The following is a 24,956-nucleotide window of genomic DNA, read 5'->3' as shown; positions in this document are numbered from 1 at the left end:
GCGTCATGGTCTATTTGGATCACGCCGCCACCACCCCGATGCACCCCGCCGCCGTCGAGGCGATGACGGCTGCGCTGGGCACGGTGGGCAACGCCTCCTCGCTGCACACCAGCGGCCGGGCGGCGCGGCGCCGCATCGAGGAATCCCGTGAACTGATCGCCGACAGGCTAGGGGCCCGTCCCTCGGAGGTCATCTTCACCGCGGGCGGCACCGAGAGCGACAACCTGGCCGTCAAGGGCATCTACTGGGCCCGGCGCGACGCCGAGCCGCGGCACCGGCGCATCGTCACCAGTGAGGTCGAACACCACGCCGTGCTGGACTCGGTCAATTGGCTCGTCGAGCACGAAGGCGCCGAGGTGACGTGGCTGCCCGCCGCGGCCGACGGCTCGGTGTCGGCGGCGGCGCTGCGCGAGGTGCTCACCCGCCACGACGATGTCGCGCTGGTCTCCGTCATGTGGGCCAACAACGAGGTCGGCACGGTGCTGCCCACCGCCGAACTCGCCGCCGTCGCAGCCGAATTCGACGTGCCCATGCACAGTGACGCCATCCAGGCGGTGGGGCAGCTGCCCGTCGACTTCGCCGCGAGCGGGTTGTCGGCGATGAGCGTGACCGCGCACAAGTTCGGCGGTCCCGCCGCCGTGGGCGCGCTGCTGCTGCGCCGCGACGTCGCGTGCGTGCCGCTCGCACACGGCGGCGGCCAGGAGCGCGACATCCGTTCGGGGACGGCCGATGTGGCCGGTGCGGTCGGAATGGCCGCGGCGGCCAAGGTCTCGGTCGACGGGCTCGAGGTCAACAGCGCCCGGCTGCGGGCGCTGCGGGACCGGCTGATCGACGGCGTGCTGGGCGGCATCGAGGACGTCACCCTCAACGGCGCCCGCGACCCGCTGCGCCTCCCCGGCAACGCGCACTTCACGTTCCGCGGTTGCGAGGGCGATGCGCTGTTGATGCTCCTGGACGCCAACGGAATCGAGTGCTCGACCGGTTCGGCGTGCACCGCCGGCGTCGCGCAGCCGTCGCATGTGCTGATCGCCATGGGCGCCGACCCGGCCAGCGCCCGCGGATCGTTGCGACTCTCCTTGGGGCACACCAGCGTTGACGCCGACGTCGATGCGGTGCTGCGGGTGCTGCCCGGGGCGGTGGACCGCGCGCGGCGGGCGGCGCTGGCCGCCGCGGGGGCGTCCTAAGTGAAAGTGCTGGCCGCCATGAGCGGTGGCGTCGACTCGTCGGTCGCCGCCGCCCGGATGGTCGACGCCGGACACGAGGTGGTGGGCGTGCACCTGGCGCTGTCGTCCTCGCCCGGCACGCTGCGCACCGGCTCGCGGGGCTGCTGCTCGAAGGAGGACGCCTCGGATGCGCGCCGGGTCGCCGACGTGCTCGGAATACCGTTCTACGTCTGGGATTTCGCGGAGAAATTCCAGGAGGACGTCATCGACGAGTTCGTGTCGTCCTATGCGCGCGGCGAGACCCCCAACCCGTGCGTGGTGTGCAATCAGAAGATCAAATTCTCGGCGCTGTCGGCGAAAGCCGTAGCGCTCGGGTTCGACGCGGTGGTCACCGGTCACTACGCCCGGCTTTCCGGCGGACGGCTGCGCCGCGCCGTGGACCACGACAAGGACCAGTCCTATGTGCTGGCCGTGCTCAGCGCCGAGCAGCTGCGCCACGCGGCGTTCCCGATCGGGGACACCCCCAAGCCGCAGATCCGCGCCGAAGCCGCGCGGCGCGGGCTGGCCGTCGCCGAAAAGCCGGACAGTCACGACATCTGCTTCATCCCGTCGGGCGACACCCGGGCCTTTCTGGGCGCGCGCATCGGGGTTCGCCCCGGCGCCGTGGTCAACGCGGAGGGGGCGGTGCTCGCCGAGCACGACGGGGTGCACGGTTTCACCATCGGCCAGCGCAAAGGGCTGGGCATCGCCGGGCCCGGCCCCGACGGACGACCCCGCTACGTGACGGCAATCGACGCCGAGACCGCGACCGTGCGGGTGGGGGAGGCGGCCGATCTCGATGTTCGCGAATTGGTCGGGCGCGCACCGGTATTCACCTCGGGTGTGGCGCCGTCGGGTCCCATCGAGTGCGCGGTTCAGGTGCGCGCGCACGGTGAAACGGCCGACGCCGTGGCCGAACTCGTCGACGACGAACTCGTCGTGCGGTTGCGCGTCCCGCTGCGCGGCGTCGCGCCGGGCCAGACTCTGGTGCTGTACCGGCCCGACCCCGACGGGGACGAGGTGCTCGGCAGCGCCGTCATCGCCGCAACGTCGCGTTGATCGGCTGCTAACGCGGGACGTTCGCGGCGATGTTCGTCATCACGATGTCGGACACCGATTGGGCGAAGCCGCAGAAGGTGACTTCCAGCATCGCCACCGACAGGATCCGATAGTCGCGGCCGCAGCCACCGGGCCGCAGGTGCAGCGAGGTGCCGTCGGCGTTCCAGTCGCCGACATAGAGCTGCCCGCCCGAGCCGTTCGCGCAGTCCCCGACGGTGCCCACCAGGGCGTTGAAGGCGCTGCGCGCGGTGTCTGCATCGCGATAGGCCGCGGCGCCCTCCGAGATCAACGCGCCGTCGGGCGGGTCCTGAAAGGTCGTCTTGTGAAACGCCGCGAGGTCGTGCCCGAAGGTCGCCGTCTCGTCGTAGATGAACCGGCACTCCCGCGGCGCGGTCTCGGCCAGCGCGTCGATGTTCACCGGGCTGGTGCCGTCCATCGAGGGAATGATGGTCAAATGCTCACCGGCGCCGGTGATCGCACGCATCCGCGACTGGTCCAGCAGGATCGTGTCGACGTCGACCCCCTGAACCACCCTGCGGTTGGCGTCGGGCCCCGCCAGGGCGGCGCCGTCCACCACCCGGGTGCACGACACCGCCAGCAGCGCCGCCCCGCACCACAGCAGTAGCCTCGCCCACTTCGTCTTCTGCGACACCGTTTTTGCACCCCTCTGGCGTTGAACCTACCCGCGCCGCCGCTCGGCACACAGCCCCTGCCGACGGGTGGCCCAGGTGCCGTCGAATACGGTTGGCCGGTGAGTGTTTTCGCGGGGCCCAGCGGTGTCGGTTCCTGGCCCGGCATCGCCGCGCGCGAGGCCGCCGCCGTGGTCGTCGGCGAATTGGCCGGCGCGCTGTCCCACATCGTCGAGCTGCCCGCCCGCGGCGTGGGCGCCGACATGTTGGGCCGGGCCGGCGCGCTGCTGGTCGACGTCGCCATCGACACGGCGCCGCGCGGCTACCGCCTTACCGCCCGGCCGGGCGCGGTGACCCGCCGCGCCATCAGCCTTCTCGACGAGGACATGGACGCGTTGGAGGAGGCGTGGGAGACCGCCGGCCTGCGCAACGCCGGCCACGTGGTCAAGGTGCAGGCGCCGGGCCCCATCACGCTGGCCGCCGAGGTCGAGCTGGCCAACGGCCACCGCGCGATCACCGACCCCGGGGCGCTGCGCGACCTGACGGTGTCGCTGGCCGAAGGCGTGGCCGCGCATCGTGCGCAGCTGTCCCGGCGCCTCGAGACGCCGGTGGTGGTTCAGTTCGACGAGCCGTCGCTGCCACCAGCGCTGGGCGGAGGGCTGAGAGGGGTGACCGCGCTCAGCCCGGTGGCCCCGCTCGACGAGGCGGTGGCCGGCGGCCTGCTCGACGCCTGCGCCGAGACGGTGGGCGGCGAGGTGCTGCTGCACTGCTGCGCACCCGGCCTGCCCTGGGAGCTGTTGCAGCGCAGCATGTTCGGCGCGATATCGGTCGACGCGGGCACGTTGAGCGCGGCGGACCTCGACGGCATCGCCGCATTCGTCGAGTCGGACCGCGCCGTCATGTTGGGCGTCGTCGCGACCAAGACCCCGCCGCGCCGGCCGTCGGCGGAGGAGGTCGCCGCCGCGGTGGTCGCGGTGACCGATCGCCTCGGCTTCGCCCGCTCGGCGCTGCGCGAACGCATCGGCGTCACCCCGGCCTGTGGTCTGGCCGGCGCCACGCCCGAATGGGCCCGCACCGCGATCGAGCTCGCCCGCAAGGCCGCCCGGATGTTCGCCGAGGATCCCGACGCCATCCAATAGGCAACCGAGGGGTTGCGCTTCTTACCGCGCCGTGCTGAACTAATAGGCAACCAGGAGGTTGCATATGAAGATCGAGAAGCAGGTGGTGCTGCGCGCGCCGCTGGAGCGGGTGTGGCGGGCCATCAGCGACGCCGAGGAATTCGGCCGCTGGTTCGGGGTGCGCTTCGACGGGCCGTTCGTCGCCGGGACATCGGTGACCGCGGCGATCAGCCCGACCACCGTCGACGGCGAGGTCGCCAAGCGCCAACAGTCGCACGCGGGCGTGACGAGCACCTGGCAGATCGTCGCCGTCGAGCCGCGGCGGCGGTTCGCCTACCGCTGGCATCCCTTCGCCATCGACCCGGAGGTCGACTATGAGGGCGAGCCGACCACGCTGGTCGAGTTCACCCTCGCCGAGCGGTCCGACGGCGTGCTGCTGACCATCACCGAATCCGGTTTCGAGGCCATTCCGGAGGCCCGCCGCGGCGCGTCGTTCGAGGCGAACGGCGAAGGCTGGGCGATCCAGACCACGCTGGTGCGCAAGTACATCGAGGGCGTTCGGGTATGAGCGGACGAGTCGCCGTCGGCGCCCCGATCTTCGGTGCGCTCGGTGACCCGAACCGGCTGCGCATCATCGTGCGGCTCTGCGATCAGGGCCCGAGCTCGACGTCGCAGGTCACCAGCGTCGTCCCGGTCACCCGGCAGGCGGCGAGCAAGCACCTGCAGCTGTTGGAGTCGGTCGGACTGGTCACCAGCAGCCGGCGGGGGCGCGAGCGCGTGTGGACGGTGCAGACCGGGCCGTTGGCGTCGGCCAGCGACTACCTCGACCAGTTGTCCCGCAGGTGGGATGCGGCCCTGGAGCGGTTGCGGTCCTTCGTGGAAGACGGAGTGGAGGATTGAGTCGAGCGCGCCGGGTTTTGCGTCGGTGTCCTCGGATAGCCTGCCAAGGTGAGCTCAGCAGAAGCTGATTCGGTAGCGCCCGAGGTTCGGCGGCAGTGGCAGGACCTGGCCGAATCGGTCCGTGAACACCAGTTCCGCTACTACATCAAGGACGCGCCGATCATCTCGGACGCCGAATTCGACACGATGTTCAACGAGCTCCTCGCGCTGGAGGAGCGCCACCCGGAGCTGCGGGTCGCCGATTCGCCGACCCAGCTGGTCGGCGGGGCGGGCTTCGCCACCGACTTCGCCGAGGCGCAGCACCTGGAACGGATGCTGAGCCTCGACGACGTGTTCGACCGCGACGAGCTGGTGGCCTGGAGCAATCGCGTCGAGAACGAGGTCGGCAAGGAACCGCATTACCTGTGCGAACTCAAGATCGACGGGGTGGCGCTGTCGCTGGTGTACCGCGACGGCCGGTTGGAACGCGCCGCGACCCGCGGCGACGGCCGGGTCGGCGAGGACGTGACGCTCAACGCGCGCACCATCGACGACGTGCCCGAGCGGCTGTCCGCCGACAAGGACTTCCCGACGCCGGACCTGCTGGAGGTGCGCGGCGAGGTGTTCTTCCTGCTCGCCGATTTCGAGGCGCTCAACGCCAGCCTGGTCGAGGACGGTAAGGCGCCGTTTGCCAACCCGCGCAACAGCGCCGCCGGGTCGCTGCGCCAGAAGAATCCCGCCGTCACCGCCCGGCGCAAGCTGCGGATGATCTGCCACGGCATCGGCCGCACCGAAGGGTTCGCCCCGAAGACCCAGCACGAGGCCTACGCCGCGCTGAAGGCGTGGGGGCTGCCGGTGGCCGAGCAAACGGCACGCGTGCGCGGCCTGGCCGCGGTGGAGGAGCGGATCGGCTACTGGGGTGAGCACCGCTACGAGCTCGAGCACGAGATCGACGGCGTGGTGGTCAAAGTCGACGATGTCGCGTTGCAGCGCCGGCTCGGGACCACGTCGCGCGCGCCGCGCTGGGCCGTCGCCTACAAGTACCCGCCCCAGGAGGCGCAGACCAAGCTGCTCGACATCCGCGTCAACGTCGGGCGCACCGGGCGCGTCACGCCGTTTGCGTTCATGACGCCGGTGAAGGTGGCCGGGTCGACGGTCGGGCTGGCCACCCTGCACAACGCCGCGGAGGTCAAGCGCAAGGGCGTGCTGATCGGCGACACCGTGATGATCCGCAAAGCCGGCGACGTGATCCCGGAGGTGCTGGGGCCCGTCGTCGACCTGCGCGACGGCTCCGAGCGCGAATTCGATATGCCCACAACGTGTCCCGAGTGCGGCACCCCGCTGGCACCGGCCAAGGAGGGCGACGCCGACATCCGCTGCCCGAACGCGCGGTCCTGTCCGGCGCAGCTGCGGGAGCGGGTCTTTCACGTCGCGGGTCGCGGGGCGTTCGACATCGAGGGGCTCGGCTACGAGGCCGCCGTCGCGCTGCTGAAGGCAGACGTGATCGCCGACGAGGGCGACCTGTTCACGCTGACCGAGGACGACCTGTTGCGCACCGAGCTGTTCCGGACGAAGGCGGGCGCCCTGTCCGCCAACGGCAGACGGCTGCTCGACAACCTCGACAAGGCCAAAAAGGTTGCGCTGTGGCGGGTTTTGGTGGCGTTGTCGATCCGGCATGTCGGGCCGACGGCGGCGCGCGCCCTGGCGACCGAGTTCGGCGATCTGGACGCCATCATGTCGGCCTCCACCGAGCGGCTCGCGGCGGTCGAGGGGGTGGGCCCGACGATCGCCGCGGCACTCACCGAATGGTTCACCGTCGACTGGCACCGCGCGATCGTCGACAAGTGGCGTGCCGCCGGCGTGCGGATGGCCGACGAACGCGACACCAGCGTGCCCCGCACCCTGGAGGGGCTGACCGTGGTGGTCACCGGGTCGCTCGCCGGCTTTTCACGCGACGACGCCAAGGAGGCGATTCTGGCGCGCGGGGGCAAGGCCTCCGGGTCGGTGTCGAAGAAGACCGACTACGTCGTGGCCGGCGATTCGCCGGGTTCGAAGTACGACAAGGCCGTTGAGCTGGGGGTGCCCGTCCTCGACGAGGACGGCTTCCGGCAGCTGCTGGCCGACGGTCCGCCGGAAACGCCGGCGGAATAAGCCGATGAGCGGTCGGTACGGCGATTCCACCCGCAGCCTCAAAGCCGTGAATTATCAAGCGGTTTCGGGTCAGCCGGTCGCACCGCAGCCGGTGTTCGCCGCCACCTATCACCTTTCAGGCGACGAAACCCTGGACAGCTACGGTCGCAGCTCCAATCCGACGTGGCGACAACTGGAGTCGGCGCTCGCCGAGCTGGAGGGCGCGGCGGGCGCTCGGGTGTTCGGCTCGGGGATGGCCGCCATCAGCGCGGTGCTGCGGGCCTTGGCGCCGCCGGGGTCGACGGTGGTGGTGCCGGCCGACGGCTATTACCAGGTGCGCCGCCACGCCACCGAGGACCTGGCGCCCGCGGGGGTGACCGTCATCGCCGCGTCCAGCTCGCAGATCTATGACGCCGCCGCCGAAGCCGACGTGGTGCTGGCCGAGACCCCCACCAATCCGGCCCTCGACGTGATCGACCTGCACCGGCTGGCCACCATCTGCCACGGTCACGGCGCACGCCTGGTCGTCGACAACACCGCCGCCACGCCTTTGGGTCAGCAGCCGCTGTCGTTGGGCGCCGACGCGGTGGTGGCCAGCGCCACCAAGGCCCTGTCCGGTCACAGCGACCTGCTGGCCGGCTATGTCGCGACCAGTCAGCCCGAGTTACTCGCCGCCGCCGAGCGCCAACGACTGCTCGCCGGCGCCGTCCTGGGCGGGTTCGAAGCGTGGCTTCTGTTGCGCAGCCTGGAAACTGCGGGACTGCGCTTCGAGCGCCAGTGCCAGAACGCCCGGGCGGTGGCGACGATGCTGGCCCGCCACCCGGCGGCGCGCGCCGTGCGCTATCCGGGGTTGGCGGAAGATCCGGCGCATCATGTCGCCATGGCGCAGATGCGCCGATTCGGGGGCCTGCTCACGGTCGAATTGGCCGACGCCGCCGCGGTCCACGCCCTCGTCGACGCCAGCGAGCTGCTGATCGCCGCCACCAGCTTCGGGGGCCTGCACACGTCGGTGGATCGGCGGGCTCGGTGGGGCGACGCGGTCGCCGACGGATTCGCGCGCATTTCGTTGGGCATCGAGGACACCGACGACCTCGTCGCCGACATCGAACGCGCGCTCATGAGCTCCCGATAACGGACATATACATGCCGCACCGCGCGGGCGGCTCTATCGTGGGTTCTATGACCCAGACGGCCGAGGAGTGCGAGCAGGCATCGCCGTGGTCGCCGCGCGAGGCCGAGATCCTGGCGGTGACCCTGCGGCTGCTGCAGGAACACGGCTATGACCAGCTGGCAGTGGAAGCGGTGGCCAACGCCGCCCGCGCCAGCAAGGCCACGGTCTACCGGCGCTGGCCGTCCAAAGCCGAACTGGTGCTGGCCGCCTTCATCGAAGGGGTCCGCCAGGTGGCCGTCCCGCCGAATACGGGCACGTTGCGCGGCGACCTGCTGAGCCTGGGGGAGACCATCGCGGTGGAATGCGGGCAGCACGCCAGCACCATCCGTGCGGTAATGGTCGAGGTGTCGCGCCACCCCGCGCTCAAGGACGCCCTGCAGCATCAATTCCTCGACCAGCGCAAAGCGATGATTCAGCACGTGCTGCGTCAGGCCGTCAACCGGGGTGAGATCACTGCAGACGTCATCACCGACGAACTCTGGGACTTGTTGCCCGGCTACCTCATCTTCCGGTCGATCATCCCCGGTCGGCCGCCCACCCGTCACACCGTGCAGGCGTTTGTGGACGGGTTCCTGATCCCGGGCCTGACCGCGCAGCCCCGCGCCTAGGGCGCGAACCGCCAACGCGTCGCCCCGTGGGGCTCGGCGGTTGCGACACCGACAGCGCCCGGGCCACGAATCGGTACAAATACCACGGCGGCGGCCCTGCGCTCTGGGCGCTGTACGGGGCGGTGACGGCGTCGCCGTCGCGTTCGCACGGCCAGCCGGAGTCGCGATACAGCGCCGTGACCTCGTCGAGTTCGCGCCCGTCGGTGGTCCGGTGGGCTGCGCCGTCGAGCACCAGGTCGACTCCGGGAAGTCGGAACGACAGGGTGCAGGCCGGATTGGCGGCCAGGTTGCGGGATTTCAGCGTCGCAGGGCCGCTGGTGAAATAGAGGTGGCCGCCGTGTTCGATCGAGCCGATACCCGCCGAGTGCGGGCTGCCGTCCGGCCGGACGGTCCCCAGAAATTGTGGCGTCTCCTCGGACGGCAGGGCCTTCATCGCGTCAAGGGCCCTGGCCCACGGCAGCTCGGCGTCGCCGTAGATGTTCAGGTCGGTTGCCGAAATCGGTTCGGGCAGCATTGTTACTCCTCGCACGTCGATTGCTCGTACGGACACTGACCGGTGACGGCACCGGAATTCATCGCCCGGCATAACCAAGGGGAAAGTTCCTCTTGTAGAGTACGGTCCCGTACCGTACTGTCATAGCTGTCGATCACGCTTATGGACGTTGGCAGCCGCGCCCGGCTTGGGCGCGACCCTGTCACCCGATATTCGAAAGGCTAACGGGTGAAAGGCTTTTCGATGGCATCCCTGGTCAAGCGAGGGTGGATGGTGATCGTCTCCGTGCTCGTCGTCGCCCTCGCGGGATTCGGGATCTATCGGCTGCACGGCATCTTCGGCTCGCACAACACCACGTCGGCCAACAGCGGCCTGGCGGGCGAGATCGTCCCGTTCAACCCCAAGCAGGTGGTCCTCGAAGTCTTCGGCGCCCCGGGCGCGGTGGCCACCATCAACTACCTGGACGTCAACGCCCAGCCGCAACAAGTCAAAGACGCCCCGTTGCCGTGGTCGTTCACCATCACCACCACGGAGCCCGCCGTGATCGGCAACGTCGTGGCGCAGGGCAACGGGGACACCCTCGGTTGCCGCATCACCGTCAACGGTGAAGTGAAAGACCAACGCACGGTTCACAAAGTCGACGCCTACACCTTCTGTCTGGATAAATCTGGATGAGCAACGATCAACAGCCGCGGTCCAGTGTGCCGCGCACCATCCGCCGGCTCGCGCTGCCGATCCTGCTGTTCTGGGTGGGATTGGCCGCCCTCACGAACATCGCGGTGCCGCAACTGGAAGACGTGGGGAAAACCCACAATGTGGCGCTGAACTCGCCCGACGCCCCGTCGCTCAAGGCGATCAAGCGTATCGGTGAAAAATTCCACGAGTTCGACACCGACAGCTCGGCCATGATCGTGCTGGAAGGTGACAAGCCGCTCGGCGCGGACGCGCACCGCTTTTACGACGAGATGATCCGCAGGATCGAGCGGGACAAGAAACACGTCCAACATGTCCAGGATTACTGGGGCGACACTCTCACCGCGGCGGGATCGCAGAGCAGCGACGGCAAGGCGGCTTATGTTCAGGTGAACCTTGCCGGCAACCAAGGCTCGGCGTTGGCCAACGAGGGCGTCGGCGCCATCCGCGACATCGTCGAGCACATGAAGCCGCCGCCCGGCGTCAAGACCTACGTGACGGGCGCGGCGCCGCTGATCTCCGATCAGTTCGACGTCGGTAGCAAGGGGACCGCCAAGGTCACCGGGATTACCGTCGGGGTGATCGCGGTGATGTTGTTCTTCGTCTACCGCTCGGTGCTCACCACGTTGTTGGTGCTCGCCACCGTCTTGATCGAAATGTCAGCCGCCCGAGGCCTTGTCGCGTTCCTGGGGAACGCCGGGGTCATTGGGTTGTCGACCTATGCGACGAACCTGCTGACACTCTTGGTGATCGCCGCCGGAACCGACTACGCGATATTTTTCGTGGGTCGCTATCAAGAAGCGCGCGGATCCGGTGAGGATCGCGAAACCGCCTTCTACACGATGTATCACGGCACGACGCATATCGTGCTGGGTTCGGGGCTCACCGTTGCGGGAGCGGTGGCCTGCCTGAGCTTCACCCGGCTGCCCTACTTCCAAAGTCTCGGTATCCCAGCCGCATTGGGCATCCTCGTCGCGCTGTTCGCCGCGCTCACCCTGGGCCCGGCCATCCTCACCCTGGGCGCCAAGGTGGGTATTTTCGACCCCAAGCGGGCGATACGGACGCGAGGATGGCGGCGCATCGGCACCGCCATCGTTCGGTGGCCCGGCGCGGTTCTGGCGTCGGCGTGCGCGCTGGCCCTGGTCGGGCTGATCGCCCTGCCCGGGTACAAGACGAGTTACGACACCCGGCCCTACATGCCCGCGAGCGCACCGGCCAACATCGGTTACACCGCCGCCGAGAAGCATTTCTCGCGGGCCCGGCTGGAGCCCGAATTGCTGATGGTCGAAACGGATCACGACATGCGTAACCCCGAGAGCATGCTCATCCTGGACAAGGTGGCCAAGGCGGTGTTCCACGTTCCTGGCGTCGCCCAGGTGCAGTCCATCACCAGGCCGTTGGGGACCCCGCTGGTTCACAGCTCGCTCGCCTTCGTGGTCAGCAATCAAAGCGCGGCGCAGCAACAAAACCTGACGTACCAACGCGATCGGGCCGACGACGCCCTCAAGCAGGCCAATGAACTGTCCAAGACCATCGACATTTTGAAGCAGCAGTACGTATTGCAGCAGCAGCTCGCCGGCACCACCCACGAAGAAACCGAAAGTTTCCGCGACACGCTCGTCACGATCCGGGACCTGCGCGACAAGGTCGCGAATTTCGACGATTTCTTCCGCCCCGTGCGCAGTTATTTCTATTGGGAAAAGCATTGTTTCGACATCCCCGCCTGCTTCGCGTTTCGATCCCTCTTCGACGCGCTCGACGGCATCGACCAGCTCACGGAAAAGTTCGAGAACCTCACGGCTTCCCTCGACAAACTCGACGCGCTGCAACCGAAACTGGTCGCGCTGATCCCGCCGCAGATCGACAGTCAACAGACCAATCGCGACCTGACGTTGGCCAATTACGCGACGCTGTCGGGCATTTACGCGCAGACGGCGGCGGCGATCGACAACGCGACGGCGCTGGGGCGAGCCTTCGACGCGGCCAAGAACGACGACACCTTCTACCTGCCGCCCGAGGTGTTCAACAACCCCGACTTCAAGCGCGGCTTGAAGCTGTTCCTGTCACCGGACGGCAAAGCCGCCCGCATGATCGTCACGCATGAGGGTGATCCCGCTACACCAGAAGGCATTTCGCACATCGACCCGATGGCCAAGGCCGCGCACGAGGCCCTGAAGGGCACGCCGATGGCGGGCGCGGGAATCTATCTCGGCGGCACCGCTGCGACGTATAAAGACATTCAGGACGGCGCGAAATACGACCTGATGATCGTGGCGTTCGCGGCGCTGAGCCTCATCCTGCTGATCATGATGATCATCACGCGCAGCCTGATCGCCGCGCTCGTCATCGTGGGTACGGTGGCCCTGTCGCTGGGAGCCTCGTTCGGGCTGTCGGTTCTGGTCTGGCAGTACCTCTTCGGCATTCAGCTCTACTGGGTGGTGCTCGCGCTGGCCGTGATCCTGCTGCTCGCAGTCGGATCCGACTATAACCTGCTGTTGATCTCGCGATTCAAGGAAGAGATTCATGCGGGCCTGAACACCGGCATCATCCGGGCGATGGCCGGCTCCGGCTCGGTGGTCACCTCGGCCGGAATCGTTTTCGCCGTCACCATGTGCGCGTTCGTGTTCAGCGGCTTTCAGGTCCTCGGCCAGATCGGCACGACCATCGGCCTCGGCCTGTTGTTCGACACGCTGATCGTTCGGTCATTCATGACGCCTTCTGTCGCAAGGCTTCTCGGGCGCTGGTTCTGGTGGCCGCAGCGGGTGCGGCCACGACCGGCCAGCACCATGCTGCGCCCCTACGGGTCGCGCCCGGCGGTTCGTCAGCTGCTCCTGTGGGAGGACGACGACCCGGTGGCGATGTCCGGATCGAAAGCGCGCTGATGTGGTTGCGTCGGGCCGCGTCCGCCTAGCGCGACCTGACTTGGCCCGAACTTGTCGGTGGTGGCTGCGATGATGAGGTCATGTTGTCGACCGCATGCGCTGACGCCGGGGTGGTCACTGCGAGTGACCGTCTTGAGGTGTTGTTCGGAGAGTTGGCGGAGTTGAGCGGTCAGCGCAACGCGATTGATGGGCGCATTGTGGAGATCGTGGCCGAGATTGATCGTGACCAATTGTGTGGTGTGACCGGGGCGCGGTCGGTGCCGGCGTTGGTGGCCTGGAAGCTGGGTTGTTCGTCGGCAAATGCGCACACGCTGAGCGCCATCGCGGGCAGGCTGCAGGAGTTTCCGCGCTGTGTTCAGGGTCTGCGGGAGGGTCGGTTGTCGGCCGATCAGGTCGGGGTGATCGCCGCACGCGCCGGGCAGGGATCTGATGAGCATTACGCGCAGCTGGCCGCGGTCGCCACGGTCAGTCAGCTGCGCACGGCGGTCAAGCTGGAACCGCGACCTGAACCCCACCCTCTGCCCGAGCCCGAGCGCGAGCGTTCGATCACCGCGACCGCCACTGAGTGGGGCGCCTGTTATCGGATCACGCTGGGACATTTGGATGCCGCGAAGTTCGATGCCGCGTTGGCCTCTCATCGTGACGCGTTGGTCGCGGAGTGGAAACGCGACCACGGTGAGGGTGACCGCGCCGGTGATCAGGTGCCGCCGTTGCCGGGCACGGTCGAGGCGTTTATGCGTTTGGTGGAGGCGGGTTGGGATGTCGAGGCCTCCCGCCGCCCGCAGGGGCAGCACACCACGGTCGTGGTGCACCTTGATGTCGCCCAGCGCGCTGCGGCATTGCATCTGGGTCCGCTGCTGTCTGATTCGGATCGCCGATATTTGACCTGTGATGCCACCTGTGAGGTGTGGTTCGAACGTCACGGTGAGCCCATCGGTGCCGGCCGGTCGACGCGGGTGATCAGCCGGCGGTTGCGCCGTGCGCTCGAGCACCGCGACGGCATGTGTGCGGTTCCTGGCTGTGGTGCGACCCGGGGTTTGCACGCTCATCACATCCGGCATTGGGAGGACGGCGGCCCTACCGAGTTGGCCAATCTGGTGCTGGTGTGTCCCTATCACCATCGGCTGCACCATCGTGGCCTGATCACCATCACCGGACCCGCGCACGCTCTGGTGGTCACGGACGAGGACGGCAGAATCCTGAGCGCGGGATCGCTGGCACGCCCACCCACTGGACCACCGCCCGCGGTGGCGCCCTGCCCGGGACCTATCGGCGAACGCGCCGACTGGTGGTGGTATGACCCCTTCCAACCCCAACCACCACCGACAAACAACTAGCTCGGTCACCGGGGCCGGCCGCTACCGGCACTGTGTTGACGATCAAACATGTTGGTGCATGGGGGAATTGGTTCATTCTTCGACCTATGCCAACCGGATTCGATTGAGTTGGAGTCCGATTAACGCAGCATCGTGGCCACGATCCCGGCGAGGTAACCCAGGCGCGCGACCTCCGAAGGACGGAATTCGGGACCCGGGCGGCCGAGCACCACCGCGGTGTGCGGGTCCCCCAGCGGGGCCGCGACCATCGTCATGTCCATGTCGCGCCATGCCTTCGGCACCCACTCGGCGTCGCTGTCCAGCGACACGGCCCGCTCGAGGGGCAGCCACGGGGCCGAGTCCGCCTTGGTCTCCGGGGCGCCGCGGCTGCCGGCCAGGCGCTGCAGCTCTCCATCCGCACTCCGCAAGACCGTGCACCAGCTGACGCGCAGCACCTTGGGCGCCTCGTTGGCCAGCACCTGCAGCCTGGACGCCTTGTCGCCGGCCGCGGCGACGTGGTCGAGCAGCTCCAGCTCGCGGTGCGCCTCGAGCAGGCCGGTGTGCGGGCGCACGCTGTCCACCCGGACCCCGGGCAGTGATTCGGCGGCGGTGATCAGCGAGTCGGGCATCGCCCCCGGCGGCAGCTCGATGACCAGGTCGTCGATCGCGTATCCGGAGCTTCGCTCCACGACGTCGAGCGACAAGATGTCGGCTCCCACCGAACCGAGCGCCACCGCCAGCGACCCCAGGCTTCCCGGGCGGTCGACCAGCTCGATGCGCAACAGATAGGAGGGCACGGCCAACACTGTTGCACAGCGATGTGTCGGCGGCATTTCGGCGGTGCGCCGGCGCAACGGGTGACTGGTCGAGTGCGTCGTCATACAAATAAGCTGAGCGGGCTTGGTCGGCAGGTGTATAACAAGACGTGCCGCGGAACGGTGTGGAGCGCGAATATGCATGGTCAGATAGGCGCGGCACGAATTACCCAGGGGGCTCGATGTGACTGAAGGGTCGGAGTCGGCGGGGCGTTTTGGCGGGCCCAACCCGATCGGTGGCCCCAGCGCAAGTGGTGCGCCCAACGATTCGCCGCCGCCCCCACCACCGCCCGACGTGGTTCCCCCCGCTTTCGCGACACCAGGCGCGCTGACCGAAGGGGCGCCGCCCAGTTGGCAAGGGCCGCCATGGCCGGGGCCGCCGATCGCGTCGCAGCAACCAATGATGCATTTCGGACCGCCACCGCGAAAAAGCCGCAAGCGGTTGGTCATCGCCCTCATATCCGGTGTGGTCGTTGTCGTGATCGCGGCGGTCATCGCCATCGCGGTCACGCTCTCGGGCGGTGAGAAAAAACCGCTAACCGCGGTCGATGCGGTCAAAGGATATTTGGGGGCCCTGGCCCGCGGCGATGCCAAGGCCGCCCTTTCCTACGCCAAGGATCAACCCGCGACGACGCAGTTCCTCACCGACGACGTATTGAAGAAGCAGATCTCAAAGTGGCCCATCACCAACATTCGGGTTCTCGACAGCGACTCACTGTCGGTGCACGTGGCCGCCAACTTCGGTGACCAGACGTCGGATCAGAAGATGTTCGTGAAGCAGGTTGACGGCGGAGGCTGGAAGCTCGAGGCTGGCGCCATCAAGCTGACATTCTTCAGTTCGCAGAGCGCGAAAGCGGCGAGCACGCTCACGCTGTTCGGAAAGCCAGTCAACGCCGACCAGGCGACGTATGTGTTCCCGGGCTGGGTCGATTTCGGCAACAGCAACCCGAACATCACCCAGCGCACCCCAACTCGTCCCCTGTTGCTGGATGACTTGAATACCATCAGCTCGGGCACGTCGGTGAACCTGGACTACGACATCAGCGACGCGGGCCGCGCAGGGATTCAGACTGCGTTGAAGAATGCCTTCGCCGAATGTGCCAAGTCCACGCAGCTGCGGCCGCCTAACTGCCCTCAGATGGCGCTGGCCTCGGACTTGGTCGACGGAACGGCGCAATGGGTGCCACCGACCGATATCAGTGGAATGACGATCGGATCTTTCGACGCCGAGAAGATGGCGGTCAACGTCTACGGAATCGTCGATTTTCAATTGACGGCAAAGTCGGCGTCCGGAGCGCCCGACACGGGAAGGGTGCCGACGCTGGCGAAAGCGGTTGCTGATCTCACCAAAAGTCCACCCGCGATCTCCTTCAAGTAAGTCAGCATGCGACCAAATGTGATCAACGGGGCGACAGCGTGACGGAGCAGAACTGGGGACCACCCGGAGGCCCTTCGCCGGGCGGTTCGTCAGGCGGTATGCCGTATCCGGGGAGCGGTGCCGACACACCGATGCCCCCGTCCGGGCCGCCGCCCTATTTCGCGAACGGGCCGCAGGCGTTCTCGCCCACGGGATTTCCGCCTCCCGGCGGGTGGCCGCCACCGCCCAAGCGGCGCAAGCCACTTGTGATCACCCTTGTCGCTGGAGTGGCGGTGCTGGTGATCGTCGGTGTGGTCTTGGCGATCGTGTTGATGACGGGCAACGGCGCGAGCTCCAAGCAAGTGGGCAACGGCAGCGCCGGAGATGTGGTCAAGGCATATCTCGAGGCGCTGGCCAAGGGGGACGCCGATATCGCGCTGGGGCTTGCCGCCGGGAAGCCGGCATCGAATGAATTCCTCACCAAAGAGATGCTCAAGCAGCAGATCGACCATTGGCCGATAAAAAACATTGCGATACTTGAAGATTCGTCCAAAGTTGATCCGGGCGATTTCGCCATCGTGAAGGCCGCCGCAGACTTCGGTGACAACCACTCTCAGGGTCAGATTCAGGTGAGAAAATCCGACGGTGTCTGGAAGATGGTCAGTTCGGCCATCAACATCTCCGGTCTCATGCAAGGTCTGCTCGGAGACGCGGCGGGCAGCCTGACCATTTTGGGCAAGCCGCTGGCGCAGGGTCAGCACGCCTACGTGTTTCCCGGTTACCTCGGTATCTCGTCGGTGCGCTACGTCGACGTGATCGCTCAACCTGTGTTGCTCGAATCCCTGCTAGGGGATAACCCCGCGCTGATCAACGTCGCATTCGCGATCAACGACGCGGGCCACGCCGCGATCACCGCCGCGCTCGAGACATGGCTCAACGGATGCCTTACCGCGCCCGATCGCTTCTTCAAATGCCCCACGATGCAGCGGGATACGCCGATCAACCCGACGACCGCAAAAATTACCGGACCGATCGAATTCAGCGGGCTGACCCAAAACTTGATGCCGATGACGCTAAGTGTGCTGACCACCGGAATCGCGAATTACAGCGCCACCGCGCAAACCTCAAGTGGCACAACGGCAAACTTCCAAGACACAGTTTCGTTCGAAATGGCAGTCAATCTGGCCAAAGAGCCGCCCACCGTAGGGCCACTTCGATAGGTGAACATGACCACGACTCGCACCCAGCCCAATCAACAGGAGATGGAACACGTCTACCGCGTGGTCACCGCCATCTCACAAACCTTCGCGCGCAAAGTTGTGGGCCAGGATTATCTGCGCGAGTCGTTGTTGCTCGGCATGCTCGCCGGGGGCCATATCCTGCTGGAAGGCGTTCCGGGACTGGCTAAGACAACGGCGGCGCGCGTGATCGCCGACGCCATTTCCGGCGGTTTTCGTCGCATCCAGTGCACACCTGACTTGCTGCCCAGCGACATCATCGGAACCCAGATCTATGACTCTTCGACCAATTCCTTCAGCACACAGTTGGGTCCAGTGCACACCAACATCGTGCTCCTGGACGAAATCAACCGCTCGAGCGCGAAGACACAGAGCGCGATGCTGGAAGCCATGGAGGAACGACAGACCACCATTGCCGGTCAGGTGCACCCCATACCCGACCCGTTTCTCGTGATCGCCACGCAGAACCCGGTCGATCAGGAGGGCACGTATCCACTCTCCGAGGCGCAGACCGACAGGTTCATGATCAAGGAGGTGCTTCGCTACCCGTCACCCGATGACGAGGTGGAGGTGATCGCAAGGATGGACGCGGGAGTTTACGACCGAGGCGAAAAGGCGCCTGCCGTGGTCACTCTCGATGAAATCGTGCGGCTGCAGTACATCGTTCGCAATGTCCACATGGATCCGGTGCTGATTCGCTACGCGAGCCAGCTCGTGCACGTGACCAGGAACCCCAATCAATTTCTGCCACCCGAACAGGCTCGCCTGGTGCAGTACGGTGCCAGCCCGCGCGCGACCATCGCCTTCTGTAGGACGGCTCGGGCATTGGCCGTGTTGTCGGGTCGTAACCACGTCATGCCCGACGATATCCGCAAGCTGGCGCATCGAGTGTTGCGCCACCGGCTGATCCTCGGATTCGAGGCTGTCGCCGTCGACGTCACTCCCGAAATGGTGATAGACGCCGTGCTGCAATCGGTCCGGGTGCCCTGACGCCTGCCATGGGCCGACACCTGAACCGAGCCAAATCGTACTTCGGGACGGACACCCGTCGAATGCTCGAAGGCGGCCGGTATGCCTTGCTGCACACCAGAAGCCTGGAGCTGGACGACCTACGGCCATACGTCCCCGGGGACGATGTGCGCGATATCGATTGGAAGGCTTCGGCGCGGTCGGGCTCCGTGCTCATCAAGCGATTCGTCTCGGAAAAGCATCACAAGATCCTGCTGGTGGCCGACGCTGGCCGGAACATGTCGGCGCTGGCCGCGGGCGGCGAGCTGAAGCGCGATGTGGCCGCCAACGTGATGGGTGCTGTGGGACTCATCGCTATGGGGCGAAGCGACGAAATCGGCATCATATACGGGGATTCACGAGGCTCCGCGGCGATTCGTAGCCAACGTGGCGAGACGCACATCGAAAGCATCCTGGAGCGCTTCTACCAGAACAGCATTGGCGACGTCGGCGCCAGCAACATCACCACCCAGCTCGAATTCGTGGCGCGAGCGCAGCGCCGGCGCCTGCTGCTCGTCGTCGTATCCGACGAGCCCGACATCACCCCCGCCCTCGATGACACTCTCAAGCAGCTGAGCGGGAGGCACGAACTCATCTGGCTCATGATCGCAGACATGCCGGCGACCGGGTCGATGGACGGCGAGCAGGACGGCTTCGACGTGGCCACCGGGCGCTTCGTGCTCGGCGGAGCGGCCTTGGGACCGCGTGTGGTGGCCGCCTACCAGGCGGCCGAGCAACGCAGGGCCGCACAGCTCGACGCATTCCTGACCGCACGCCAGGTACGTTGGGCCCGAATCGCCGCCAGTGCCGAAATACGCCCGAAGATGGTCGAGCTCACCGAGGCGTATCGCAATGCCGGGTGACGATCTGCTCCGCTTCATCGGGGGTCCGCTGCCCTTCCCGTCGTGGTGGCGCGTGCTCGGCGTCGTCTTGGTACTCGCGGTGATCGCCTGGTACGCAGCTATTTTCGTATGGACGTTGCCGCCGTCGCGGTTGCGTCGGCTACCGGGAATCCGGGTCATCCACCGGTGGATCAATCGCCGTCGATTTCTTACCTCGATACGTAAGGTCGATGCCCACTACCGCGACGGCGGCCTGACCCATGCCCAGGCCAGCGCGCAAATCAGCCGAGCGGTGCGCAGTTTCCTCTATGTCGCGACCGGGGTCCGGGCCCAATACCTGCATGTCGAGGAGCTGGCCGGTGGCCGGCTTGCCGCGGCCGCACCAATTCTTGACGGCTGCAACGATTCCCAATTCAACCCCGAAGCGCGGGTTGATGTGGCCGCGTTGAGCCGCTCGGCAGAGGAGTTGGTCTCCTCGTGGATCTGAAATGGTGGCCGGTGGTCGTGATCGGCCTGTTAAGCCTGGCGGCCTCAACTGCGGCGGCTGCGCTGCTACCGATGGCCCAAGTGCGCCGGGCCCTTAGACCCCTCGCGCACATCGACCGGCTCACCCGATTACCGGAGTATGCGCGTGTCTACCGGCTGTACTTCTTTTCCGTGATCGTGACCGGGGTATTGCTGCTGGCGACATTTCTCACCGCGTTAACCGCCAGCGCCCGACCGGCCGGGATGTCGTCATCGACTCGCGCCTTCGACACTGCCTACCCCGAGGACGTAATGCTGTGCGTCGGCGAATCCGTAAGCGATCGCACCACGGCTGATTTTCTCAACCATTACGTCGCATATGCGGCCCAATTGAAGCAAACCGACGCGATCCGGATCGGGCTCACCTCAACAACATTGCGCGTCGTCCCGCTCACCCGCGATTATCACTATGTCGCCGACCGGCTCAAATCTTTGGCGGGACTTGCCCCGATACAACAAGACCTCGATGGTCGAAAACCGGTATCTAATGCACGACGCGCAGCGCTTCAACGTGGAGTCGACGAATTTTCCCGCCCGGTCGACTATGTCGACTACGCCCCGAGCCTCAATGATGTGCTCGCGCTGTGTATGACGGGCTTTCCGTCGCACGAAACACGCAGTGAACATCGCCGGCAGTTGATCTACCTCGGTCCGAGCGCCTTGCGCGATTCCTCAGATCATCGTCCGCCGCTGTTCTCCGATGACGCCGTCCGACACATGGCCGAGCAGGCGGGCGTCCAGATCAATGCCGTCGCACGATCGGATATCGCCGCGTTGTCGACCAAGGACAACGATTCCTTGCGCGCGATTGCCGAAGCCAGCGGCGGCAAGTTTTTCCTCTACAACCCGGTGGGGGCCGCTCAAGCCGACAATGGCACCGACCCCACCCTGATCCGCTACCTCGACCAGATTCGGTCCAACGCCCCCAAGGCCGAACTGCCTGGCGGCCAAGTCATCAGCAGCCGATCTTGGGATTCACCCGAGCCCCTGCTGATCGCCGGGGTCGTGGCCGCCGCGTTGCTTTGCGTCTCGCTGGCGGTGTTGCGGCGATGACTTTCTACCCCGTACTGCCGACGGTGTTGCTGCTGGTGATCGCCGCGGTGCTGCTCGCCATCCGCATGGCCGCGCTGTACCGGTTGCTACTTCGCACGGGTACCGGACGATATAGGAGAGTAGCGATCCGCTGGAGCGGGCTCACAGTCGCGGTCATCCTGCTTCTGCTCGCGGCCTTACGACCCGGGTTCGACAACGATCGCGGCTCGTATTCGGTAGACCTGAACCCGTCGGCGAAGTTTGACCCAAACCTGAACGTGTTCTTTGTCGTTGACCGATCCGTGAACTCGCGGGTCGAGGACTTCGGCGATGGAAAATCTCGCATGTCGGGCATCCGCGCAGACATCCGTGCCCTGATCGACGAATACCCGCACGCGCGCTTCTCGTTGATCTCGTTTGCCAGTAAGGCCTCGTTGGACTGGCCTCTTTCCGACGACGCGTGGAGCTTGCAATCGATGGTGGACGGGCTGTCGCCCTATACGCTGGTGGCGCCGGACGCGGCATACCAAACTGACCCTGTCATCGCCCGAGAATTGTTGAGCGACAAGCTGAAAGACGCGGCGACAATATATTCCGGTTCGAAGTCGCTGGTGTTTTATTTCGGCGAGGGGGCGGCGGGTTCGCGCGTGCCGATGGCGCCGTTCAACGTCGATCGCGGCCAGGTCGCCGGTGGTGCGGTGCTCGGTTACGGGACCCTGGCGGGCGGCCCTATCCCCGCGGGGTGGGTGGACGGCACGAAGGCGTATCAGAGCGACCCCAGCGGCAACGGTGCGGCGCTGAATTCGGTGGTCGACGAAGCCCGGCTGAAAAACATCGCCGCGCAACTCGGCGTGCCCTACTTTCATCGCGAAAAAGGACAGCCCATCGGCGGGGTCTTGCCGCCGGTGGACCACAACGCGATGGTGCGACATGACGGTCACAAAGTGACGGCGCAGTTGCTCGACCGCCGCGAAATGTACTGGGTTTTTACACTGACCGCCGCTGCGCTGCTACTGACGGAGATCGCCCTGACGATTCGTGAGTATCGACGAAATCGTATGTCGCGGCGGGACGTCGCACGATGATGCTGAGAAAGGCGCCGCGGGCGGCGCTGCGCAACCTCGGCGAGCGTGTGATCGCCGCGTTTCGCCCGTCGTCCGCGCGTATCCGGCTTCGCAGAAGGCTGTATGTATTCTCCGCGCCGGTGGCCATCCTGGTGCTGTTGATCGCATTCAAGATGATTGCCGTTGGCGTCGTCGGGGACAGGACGATAGCCGATTTCGACCGCCATGACATCGAGGCGCTGCGCCACGACCTGTCTTCGCTCGGCATCTTCGACGTGATCGACCCGGCCAAGACGTCATTTGCGGCCGGCGATTTGAACGTCTTGGAGGGTCGCCTGCACGAGGCCGACGGGCATTTCTCGAAATCTTTGACTCGCACCGACACGGCACAATCCTGTCCCGTGCGGATCAACCTACTTCTGGTACGAGAAGCGTTAGGGGACTTGGCTACTCGCTCCGGAAACCGCGACGAGGCCGAACGGTTCTACACGAAGGCGATGGCGTTGGCCAGCGATGCCCCCCCGGCATGCTTCGCAGGCAACACCGACCCCAATCCCGACCGGCGCGCGATCAGAAATTCCGCGACAACCCGGTTGCAGCAGAAATTGGACCTGCTCCACGCGCCACCAGGTGCGCCGCTCCCGCCGGCCGCCACGGTGACGCGCCAGCCGCCGCCCACCTCGCTCACCCCTGCCAGTCCGGCGCCGTCCATACCCGGTCTGCCACCGTCGAGCCCACCGCCTTCGACACCGCCGTCGAGCTCCGCACCGTCGAGCCCGCCGCCATCGCAGCCCGCGACAGACAACGGTCCGGGGCCGAACATGCCCGAACTGCCGCAAACCGGCACGGCAGACATCCCGGTGATAGGGCCCGATAACCCAAATGACGATCCGAACGCGGGCGGCGTGCTGAACCCTGTCTCGCCGGACAGGATTCCCATCGCCGGCAACGGGGGCGTTGTCGGGCATCGCCTCGGCACTGGCGATCCGATGGACCTACTGCGACGTCTGCTCGACAACTCCAACGCCTACGGCGGCAACCAGGAATGAATTGTTCTTGAAGGAAACCCACGACGAGTCCATGACCGGATTCGGATTAGGCTTTGCAGTCGTGTCCCAGATCTCCCGCGACGAGGTAGCGCACCTGGCCCGGCTGTCCAGGCTCGCGTTGACCGACAGCGAGCTCGACAGCTTCGCCGGCCAACTCGACGCCATCCTGACCCACGTCAGCCAGGTGCAGGCGGTCGACGTCACCGGCGTCGAGGCGACCGACAACCCGCTCAAGGACGTCAACGTCACCCGCCCCGACGAGCCGGCCCCCTGCCTGACGCAGGCCGAAGCGCTGGCCGAGGCGCCGTCGGCCGTCGACGGCCGCTTCGCGGTCCCGCAGATCCTGGGGGACAGCGAGTGAACGAGGTCATCCGATCCGACGCCGCCACGCTGGCCGCCCGGATCGCCGCCAAGGAGCTGTCGTCGGTCGAGGTCACCCAGGCGTGCCTGGACCAGATCGAGGCGACCGACGATCGCTACCACGCCTTCCTGCACGTGGCGGCCGACGAGGCGCTCGGCGCGGCCGCCGTCGTCGACGAGGCGGTGGCCGCGGGCGAGCGGCTGCCGTCGCCGCTTGCCGGGGTGCCGCTGGCGCTCAAGGATGTCTTCACCACCGTCGACATGCCCACCACCTGCGGGTCCAAGATCCTCGAGGGCTGGCGCGCCCCCTATGACGCCACCGTCACCTCGCGGTTGCGCGCCGCGGGCATCCCGATCCTGGGCAAGACCAACATGGACGAGTTCGCGATGGGCTCCTCGACCGAGAACTCCGCGTACGGCCCCACCCGCAACCCGTGGAACGTCGACCGGGTGCCCGGCGGCTCCGGCGGCGGCAGCGCGGCCGCCTTGGCCGCATTCCAGGCGCCGCTGGCCATCGGGACCGACACCGGCGGTTCCATTCGGCAGCCCGCCGCGCTGACCGCGACCGTCGGCGTCAAACCGACTTACGGCACGGTGTCGCGCTACGGCCTGGTGGCGTGCGCGTCGTCGCTGGATCAGGGCGGCCCGTGCGCGCGCACTGTGCTGGACACCGCGCTGCTGCATCAGGTGATCGCCGGGCATGACACCCGCGACTCGACGTCCGTCGACGCGGCCGTTCCCGACGTGGTCGGCGCGGCGAAGGCCGGGGCGGCCGGCGACCTCAAGGGTGTGCGCGTCGGCGTGGTCAAGCAGCTGCGCGGCGAGGGGTATCAGCCCGGAGTGCTGGCCTCGTTCGAGGCCGCCGTCGCGCAGCTGACCGCGCTGGGCGCCGAGGTGAGCGAAGTCGACTGCCCGCACTTCGAGTACGCGCTGTCGGCCTACTACCTGATCCTGCCGTCGGAGGTGTCGAGCAACCTGGCGCGCTTCGACGCGATGCGCTACGGGCTGCGGATCGGCGACGACGGCAGCCACAGCGCCGAGGAGGTGATGGCACTGACCCGCGCCGCCGGCTTCGGCCCGGAGGTCAAGCGGCGCATCATGATCGGCACCTACGCGCTCTCGGCCGGCTACTACGACGCCTACTACAACCAGGCTCAGAAGGTGCGCACCCTGATTGCCCGCGATCTGGACGAGGCCTATCGGTCCGTGGACGTCGTGGTGTCGCCGGCGACCCCGACGACGGCGTTCGGCCTCGGGGAGAAGGTCGACGATCCGCTGGCGATGTACCTGTTCGACCTGTGCACCCTGCCGCTGAACCTGGCCGGTCATTGCGGTATTTCGGTGCCCTCGGGCCTCTCGCCGGACGACGACTTGCCGGTCGGCTTGCAGATCATGGCGCCCGCGCTGGCCGACGACCGCCTGTACCGGGTCGGCGCCGCCTACGAAGCGGCCCGCGGGCCGCTGCCAACCGCGATCTGAGGTTTGC

At 66.8% G+C, this 24,956-nt stretch carries 23 protein-coding genes and 1 pseudogene; 21 read left to right on the top strand and 3 right to left on the bottom strand.

Features of this window, described 5'->3' with window-relative positions; genetic code table 11:
- The first annotated feature begins 5 nt into the window (after window positions 1–5).
- Complete coding sequence (locus tag AC0KS4_RS17605; RefSeq protein ID WP_238956543.1) at window positions 6–1,184, top strand: cysteine desulfurase family protein; 1,179 nt, start codon at window positions 6–8, stop codon at window positions 1,182–1,184.
- Window positions 1,185–2,261 carry a tRNA 2-thiouridine(34) synthase MnmA gene (gene mnmA, locus AC0KS4_RS17600; protein WP_238956542.1) on the top strand — a complete coding sequence of 359 codons (1,077 nt, stop codon included), beginning with the start codon at window positions 1,185–1,187 and terminating at the stop codon, window positions 2,259–2,261.
- 7 nt (window positions 2,262–2,268) lie between these two features.
- Here the strand turns inward: mnmA and AC0KS4_RS17595 are convergent, their stop codons facing one another.
- Complete coding sequence (locus AC0KS4_RS17595) at window positions 2,269–2,913, bottom strand: sensor domain-containing protein (protein ID WP_238956541.1); 645 nt, start codon at window positions 2,911–2,913, stop codon at window positions 2,269–2,271.
- A gap of 99 nt (window positions 2,914–3,012) precedes the next feature.
- On the opposite strand from AC0KS4_RS17595, the gene AC0KS4_RS17590 reads away from it, so the two are divergent.
- The 6 genes from AC0KS4_RS17590 to AC0KS4_RS17565 all read left to right on the top strand — a co-directional run bounded on the left by AC0KS4_RS17590 (window position 3,013) and on the right by AC0KS4_RS17565 (window position 8,796).
- Entirely contained in the window at window positions 3,013–4,029 is a 1,017-nt protein-coding gene (locus AC0KS4_RS17590; RefSeq protein WP_238956540.1) for a uroporphyrinogen decarboxylase/cobalamine-independent methonine synthase family protein, read from the top strand.
- Window positions 4,030–4,093: 64 nt separating this feature from the next.
- Complete coding sequence (locus AC0KS4_RS17585) at window positions 4,094–4,576, top strand: SRPBCC family protein (protein WP_008259062.1); 483 nt, start codon at window positions 4,094–4,096, stop codon at window positions 4,574–4,576.
- Window positions 4,573–4,908: an ArsR/SmtB family transcription factor gene (locus AC0KS4_RS17580; protein ID WP_238956539.1), complete on the top strand. Its 336-nt coding sequence runs from the start codon at window positions 4,573–4,575 to the stop codon at window positions 4,906–4,908. The genes AC0KS4_RS17585 and AC0KS4_RS17580 overlap by 4 nt, the downstream gene beginning before the upstream one ends.
- Window positions 4,909–4,956: 48 nt before the next feature.
- Window positions 4,957–7,038: an NAD-dependent DNA ligase LigA gene (gene ligA, locus AC0KS4_RS17575; RefSeq protein ID WP_238956538.1), complete on the top strand. Its 2,082-nt coding sequence runs from the start codon at window positions 4,957–4,959 to the stop codon at window positions 7,036–7,038.
- A 4-nt stretch (window positions 7,039–7,042) separates the two neighbouring features.
- Window positions 7,043–8,149 (top strand): cystathionine gamma-lyase, encoded by a 1,107-nt coding sequence (locus tag AC0KS4_RS17570; RefSeq protein WP_238956537.1) that lies wholly within the window; start codon window positions 7,043–7,045, stop codon window positions 8,147–8,149.
- A gap of 35 nt (window positions 8,150–8,184) precedes the next feature.
- Window positions 8,185–8,796 (top strand): TetR/AcrR family transcriptional regulator, encoded by a 612-nt coding sequence (locus AC0KS4_RS17565; RefSeq protein ID WP_238957348.1) that lies wholly within the window; start codon window positions 8,185–8,187, stop codon window positions 8,794–8,796.
- Here AC0KS4_RS17565 and AC0KS4_RS17560 read toward each other — a convergent pair.
- Window positions 8,793–9,310 (bottom strand): annotated as a pseudogene (locus AC0KS4_RS17560) (pyridoxamine 5'-phosphate oxidase family protein). The gene AC0KS4_RS17565 and the pseudogene AC0KS4_RS17560 sit on opposite strands and share 4 nt — an antisense overlap.
- A gap of 222 nt (window positions 9,311–9,532) precedes the next feature.
- Here AC0KS4_RS17560 and AC0KS4_RS17555 point away from each other — a divergent pair.
- The 3 genes from AC0KS4_RS17555 to AC0KS4_RS17545 all read left to right on the top strand — a co-directional run bounded on the left by AC0KS4_RS17555 (window position 9,533) and on the right by AC0KS4_RS17545 (window position 14,201).
- Window positions 9,533–9,964 (top strand): MmpS family transport accessory protein, encoded by a 432-nt coding sequence (locus AC0KS4_RS17555; protein WP_238956536.1) that lies wholly within the window; start codon window positions 9,533–9,535, stop codon window positions 9,962–9,964.
- Window positions 9,961–12,864 carry an MMPL/RND family transporter gene (locus AC0KS4_RS17550; RefSeq protein WP_238956535.1) on the top strand — a complete coding sequence of 968 codons (2,904 nt, stop codon included), beginning with the start codon at window positions 9,961–9,963 and terminating at the stop codon, window positions 12,862–12,864. The genes AC0KS4_RS17555 and AC0KS4_RS17550 overlap by 4 nt, the downstream gene beginning before the upstream one ends.
- 80 nt (window positions 12,865–12,944) lie before the next feature.
- The gene (locus AC0KS4_RS17545; RefSeq protein ID WP_238956534.1) at window positions 12,945–14,201 is read left to right on the top strand and encodes an HNH endonuclease signature motif containing protein; all 1,257 of its coding nucleotides are present in this window, start codon (window positions 12,945–12,947) and stop codon (window positions 14,199–14,201) included.
- A 119-nt stretch (window positions 14,202–14,320) separates the two neighbouring features.
- Here the strand turns inward: AC0KS4_RS17545 and AC0KS4_RS17540 are convergent, their stop codons facing one another.
- Window positions 14,321–14,977, bottom strand: coding sequence for an ACT domain-containing protein (locus AC0KS4_RS17540; RefSeq protein ID WP_238957347.1), 657 nt, complete (start codon window positions 14,975–14,977; stop codon window positions 14,321–14,323).
- A 421-nt stretch (window positions 14,978–15,398) separates the two neighbouring features.
- On the opposite strand from AC0KS4_RS17540, the gene AC0KS4_RS17535 reads away from it, so the two are divergent.
- The 10 genes from AC0KS4_RS17535 (at window position 15,399) to gatA (ending at window position 24,949) form a co-directional block, all read left to right on the top strand.
- Window positions 15,399–16,373, top strand: a complete 975-nt coding sequence (locus AC0KS4_RS17535) for a hypothetical protein (RefSeq protein WP_238956533.1) — start codon at window positions 15,399–15,401, stop codon at window positions 16,371–16,373.
- A gap of 266 nt (window positions 16,374–16,639) precedes the next feature.
- Entirely contained in the window at window positions 16,640–17,572 is a 933-nt protein-coding gene (locus AC0KS4_RS17530; RefSeq protein WP_238956532.1) for a nuclear transport factor 2 family protein, read from the top strand.
- A 6-nt stretch (window positions 17,573–17,578) separates the two neighbouring features.
- Window positions 17,579–18,580, top strand: coding sequence for an AAA family ATPase (locus AC0KS4_RS17525; RefSeq protein ID WP_238956531.1), 1,002 nt, complete (start codon window positions 17,579–17,581; stop codon window positions 18,578–18,580).
- A gap of 8 nt (window positions 18,581–18,588) precedes the next feature.
- A complete protein-coding gene (locus AC0KS4_RS17520) occupies window positions 18,589–19,461 on the top strand; it encodes a DUF58 domain-containing protein (RefSeq protein WP_225330388.1) in 873 nt (290 codons plus the stop codon).
- Entirely contained in the window at window positions 19,451–19,927 is a 477-nt protein-coding gene (locus AC0KS4_RS17515) for a hypothetical protein (protein WP_238956530.1), read from the top strand. Before AC0KS4_RS17520 ends, AC0KS4_RS17515 begins: the two co-directional genes overlap by 11 nt.
- Window positions 19,918–21,018 carry a hypothetical protein gene (locus AC0KS4_RS17510; RefSeq protein WP_238956529.1) on the top strand — a complete coding sequence of 367 codons (1,101 nt, stop codon included), beginning with the start codon at window positions 19,918–19,920 and terminating at the stop codon, window positions 21,016–21,018. The genes AC0KS4_RS17515 and AC0KS4_RS17510 overlap by 10 nt, the downstream gene beginning before the upstream one ends.
- Window positions 21,015–22,082: a vWA domain-containing protein gene (locus tag AC0KS4_RS17505; RefSeq protein ID WP_225330385.1), complete on the top strand. Its 1,068-nt coding sequence runs from the start codon at window positions 21,015–21,017 to the stop codon at window positions 22,080–22,082. Before AC0KS4_RS17510 ends, AC0KS4_RS17505 begins: the two co-directional genes overlap by 4 nt.
- On the top strand, window positions 22,079–23,110 hold the full coding sequence (locus AC0KS4_RS17500) for a tetratricopeptide repeat protein (RefSeq protein WP_225330384.1): 1,032 nt from the start codon (window positions 22,079–22,081) through the stop codon (window positions 23,108–23,110). Before AC0KS4_RS17505 ends, AC0KS4_RS17500 begins: the two co-directional genes overlap by 4 nt.
- A 61-nt stretch (window positions 23,111–23,171) precedes the next feature.
- The gene (gatC, locus tag AC0KS4_RS17495; RefSeq protein WP_009952003.1) at window positions 23,172–23,471 is read left to right on the top strand and encodes an Asp-tRNA(Asn)/Glu-tRNA(Gln) amidotransferase subunit GatC; all 300 of its coding nucleotides are present in this window, start codon (window positions 23,172–23,174) and stop codon (window positions 23,469–23,471) included.
- Window positions 23,468–24,949 (top strand): Asp-tRNA(Asn)/Glu-tRNA(Gln) amidotransferase subunit GatA, encoded by a 1,482-nt coding sequence (gene gatA / locus AC0KS4_RS17490; protein WP_225330383.1) that lies wholly within the window; start codon window positions 23,468–23,470, stop codon window positions 24,947–24,949. Before gatC ends, gatA begins: the two co-directional genes overlap by 4 nt.
- Window positions 24,950–24,956: the final 7 nt, after the last annotated feature.

It is taken from the genome of Mycobacterium sp. NTMscope_MAC_12 (genome assembly GCF_976985675.1).
This window is presented reverse-complemented; position numbering and strand designations above follow the sequence as displayed.

Coding starts and splice junctions, on each gene's coding strand:
- AC0KS4_RS17515 (WP_238956530.1), top strand. CDS start 19,451: ATGCCGGGTGACGATCTGCTCCGCTTCATCGGGGGTCCGCTGCCCTTC.
- AC0KS4_RS17550 (WP_238956535.1), top strand. CDS start 9,961: ATGAGCAACGATCAACAGCCGCGGTCCAGTGTGCCGCGCACCATCCGC.
- AC0KS4_RS17580 (WP_238956539.1), top strand. CDS start 4,573: ATGAGCGGACGAGTCGCCGTCGGCGCCCCGATCTTCGGTGCGCTCGGT.
- AC0KS4_RS17535 (WP_238956533.1), top strand. CDS start 15,399: ATGCATTTCGGACCGCCACCGCGAAAAAGCCGCAAGCGGTTGGTCATC.
- AC0KS4_RS17605 (WP_238956543.1), top strand. CDS start 6: ATGGTCTATTTGGATCACGCCGCCACCACCCCGATGCACCCCGCCGCC.
- AC0KS4_RS17505 (WP_225330385.1), top strand. CDS start 21,015: ATGACTTTCTACCCCGTACTGCCGACGGTGTTGCTGCTGGTGATCGCC.
- AC0KS4_RS17525 (WP_238956531.1), top strand. CDS start 17,579: ATGACCACGACTCGCACCCAGCCCAATCAACAGGAGATGGAACACGTC.
- AC0KS4_RS17555 (WP_238956536.1), top strand. CDS start 9,533: ATGGCATCCCTGGTCAAGCGAGGGTGGATGGTGATCGTCTCCGTGCTC.
- AC0KS4_RS17520 (WP_225330388.1), top strand. CDS start 18,589: ATGGGCCGACACCTGAACCGAGCCAAATCGTACTTCGGGACGGACACC.
- AC0KS4_RS17545 (WP_238956534.1), top strand. CDS start 12,945: ATGTTGTCGACCGCATGCGCTGACGCCGGGGTGGTCACTGCGAGTGAC.
- AC0KS4_RS17585 (WP_008259062.1), top strand. CDS start 4,094: ATGAAGATCGAGAAGCAGGTGGTGCTGCGCGCGCCGCTGGAGCGGGTG.
- AC0KS4_RS17570 (WP_238956537.1), top strand. CDS start 7,043: ATGAGCGGTCGGTACGGCGATTCCACCCGCAGCCTCAAAGCCGTGAAT.
- AC0KS4_RS17500 (WP_225330384.1), top strand. CDS start 22,079: ATGATGCTGAGAAAGGCGCCGCGGGCGGCGCTGCGCAACCTCGGCGAG.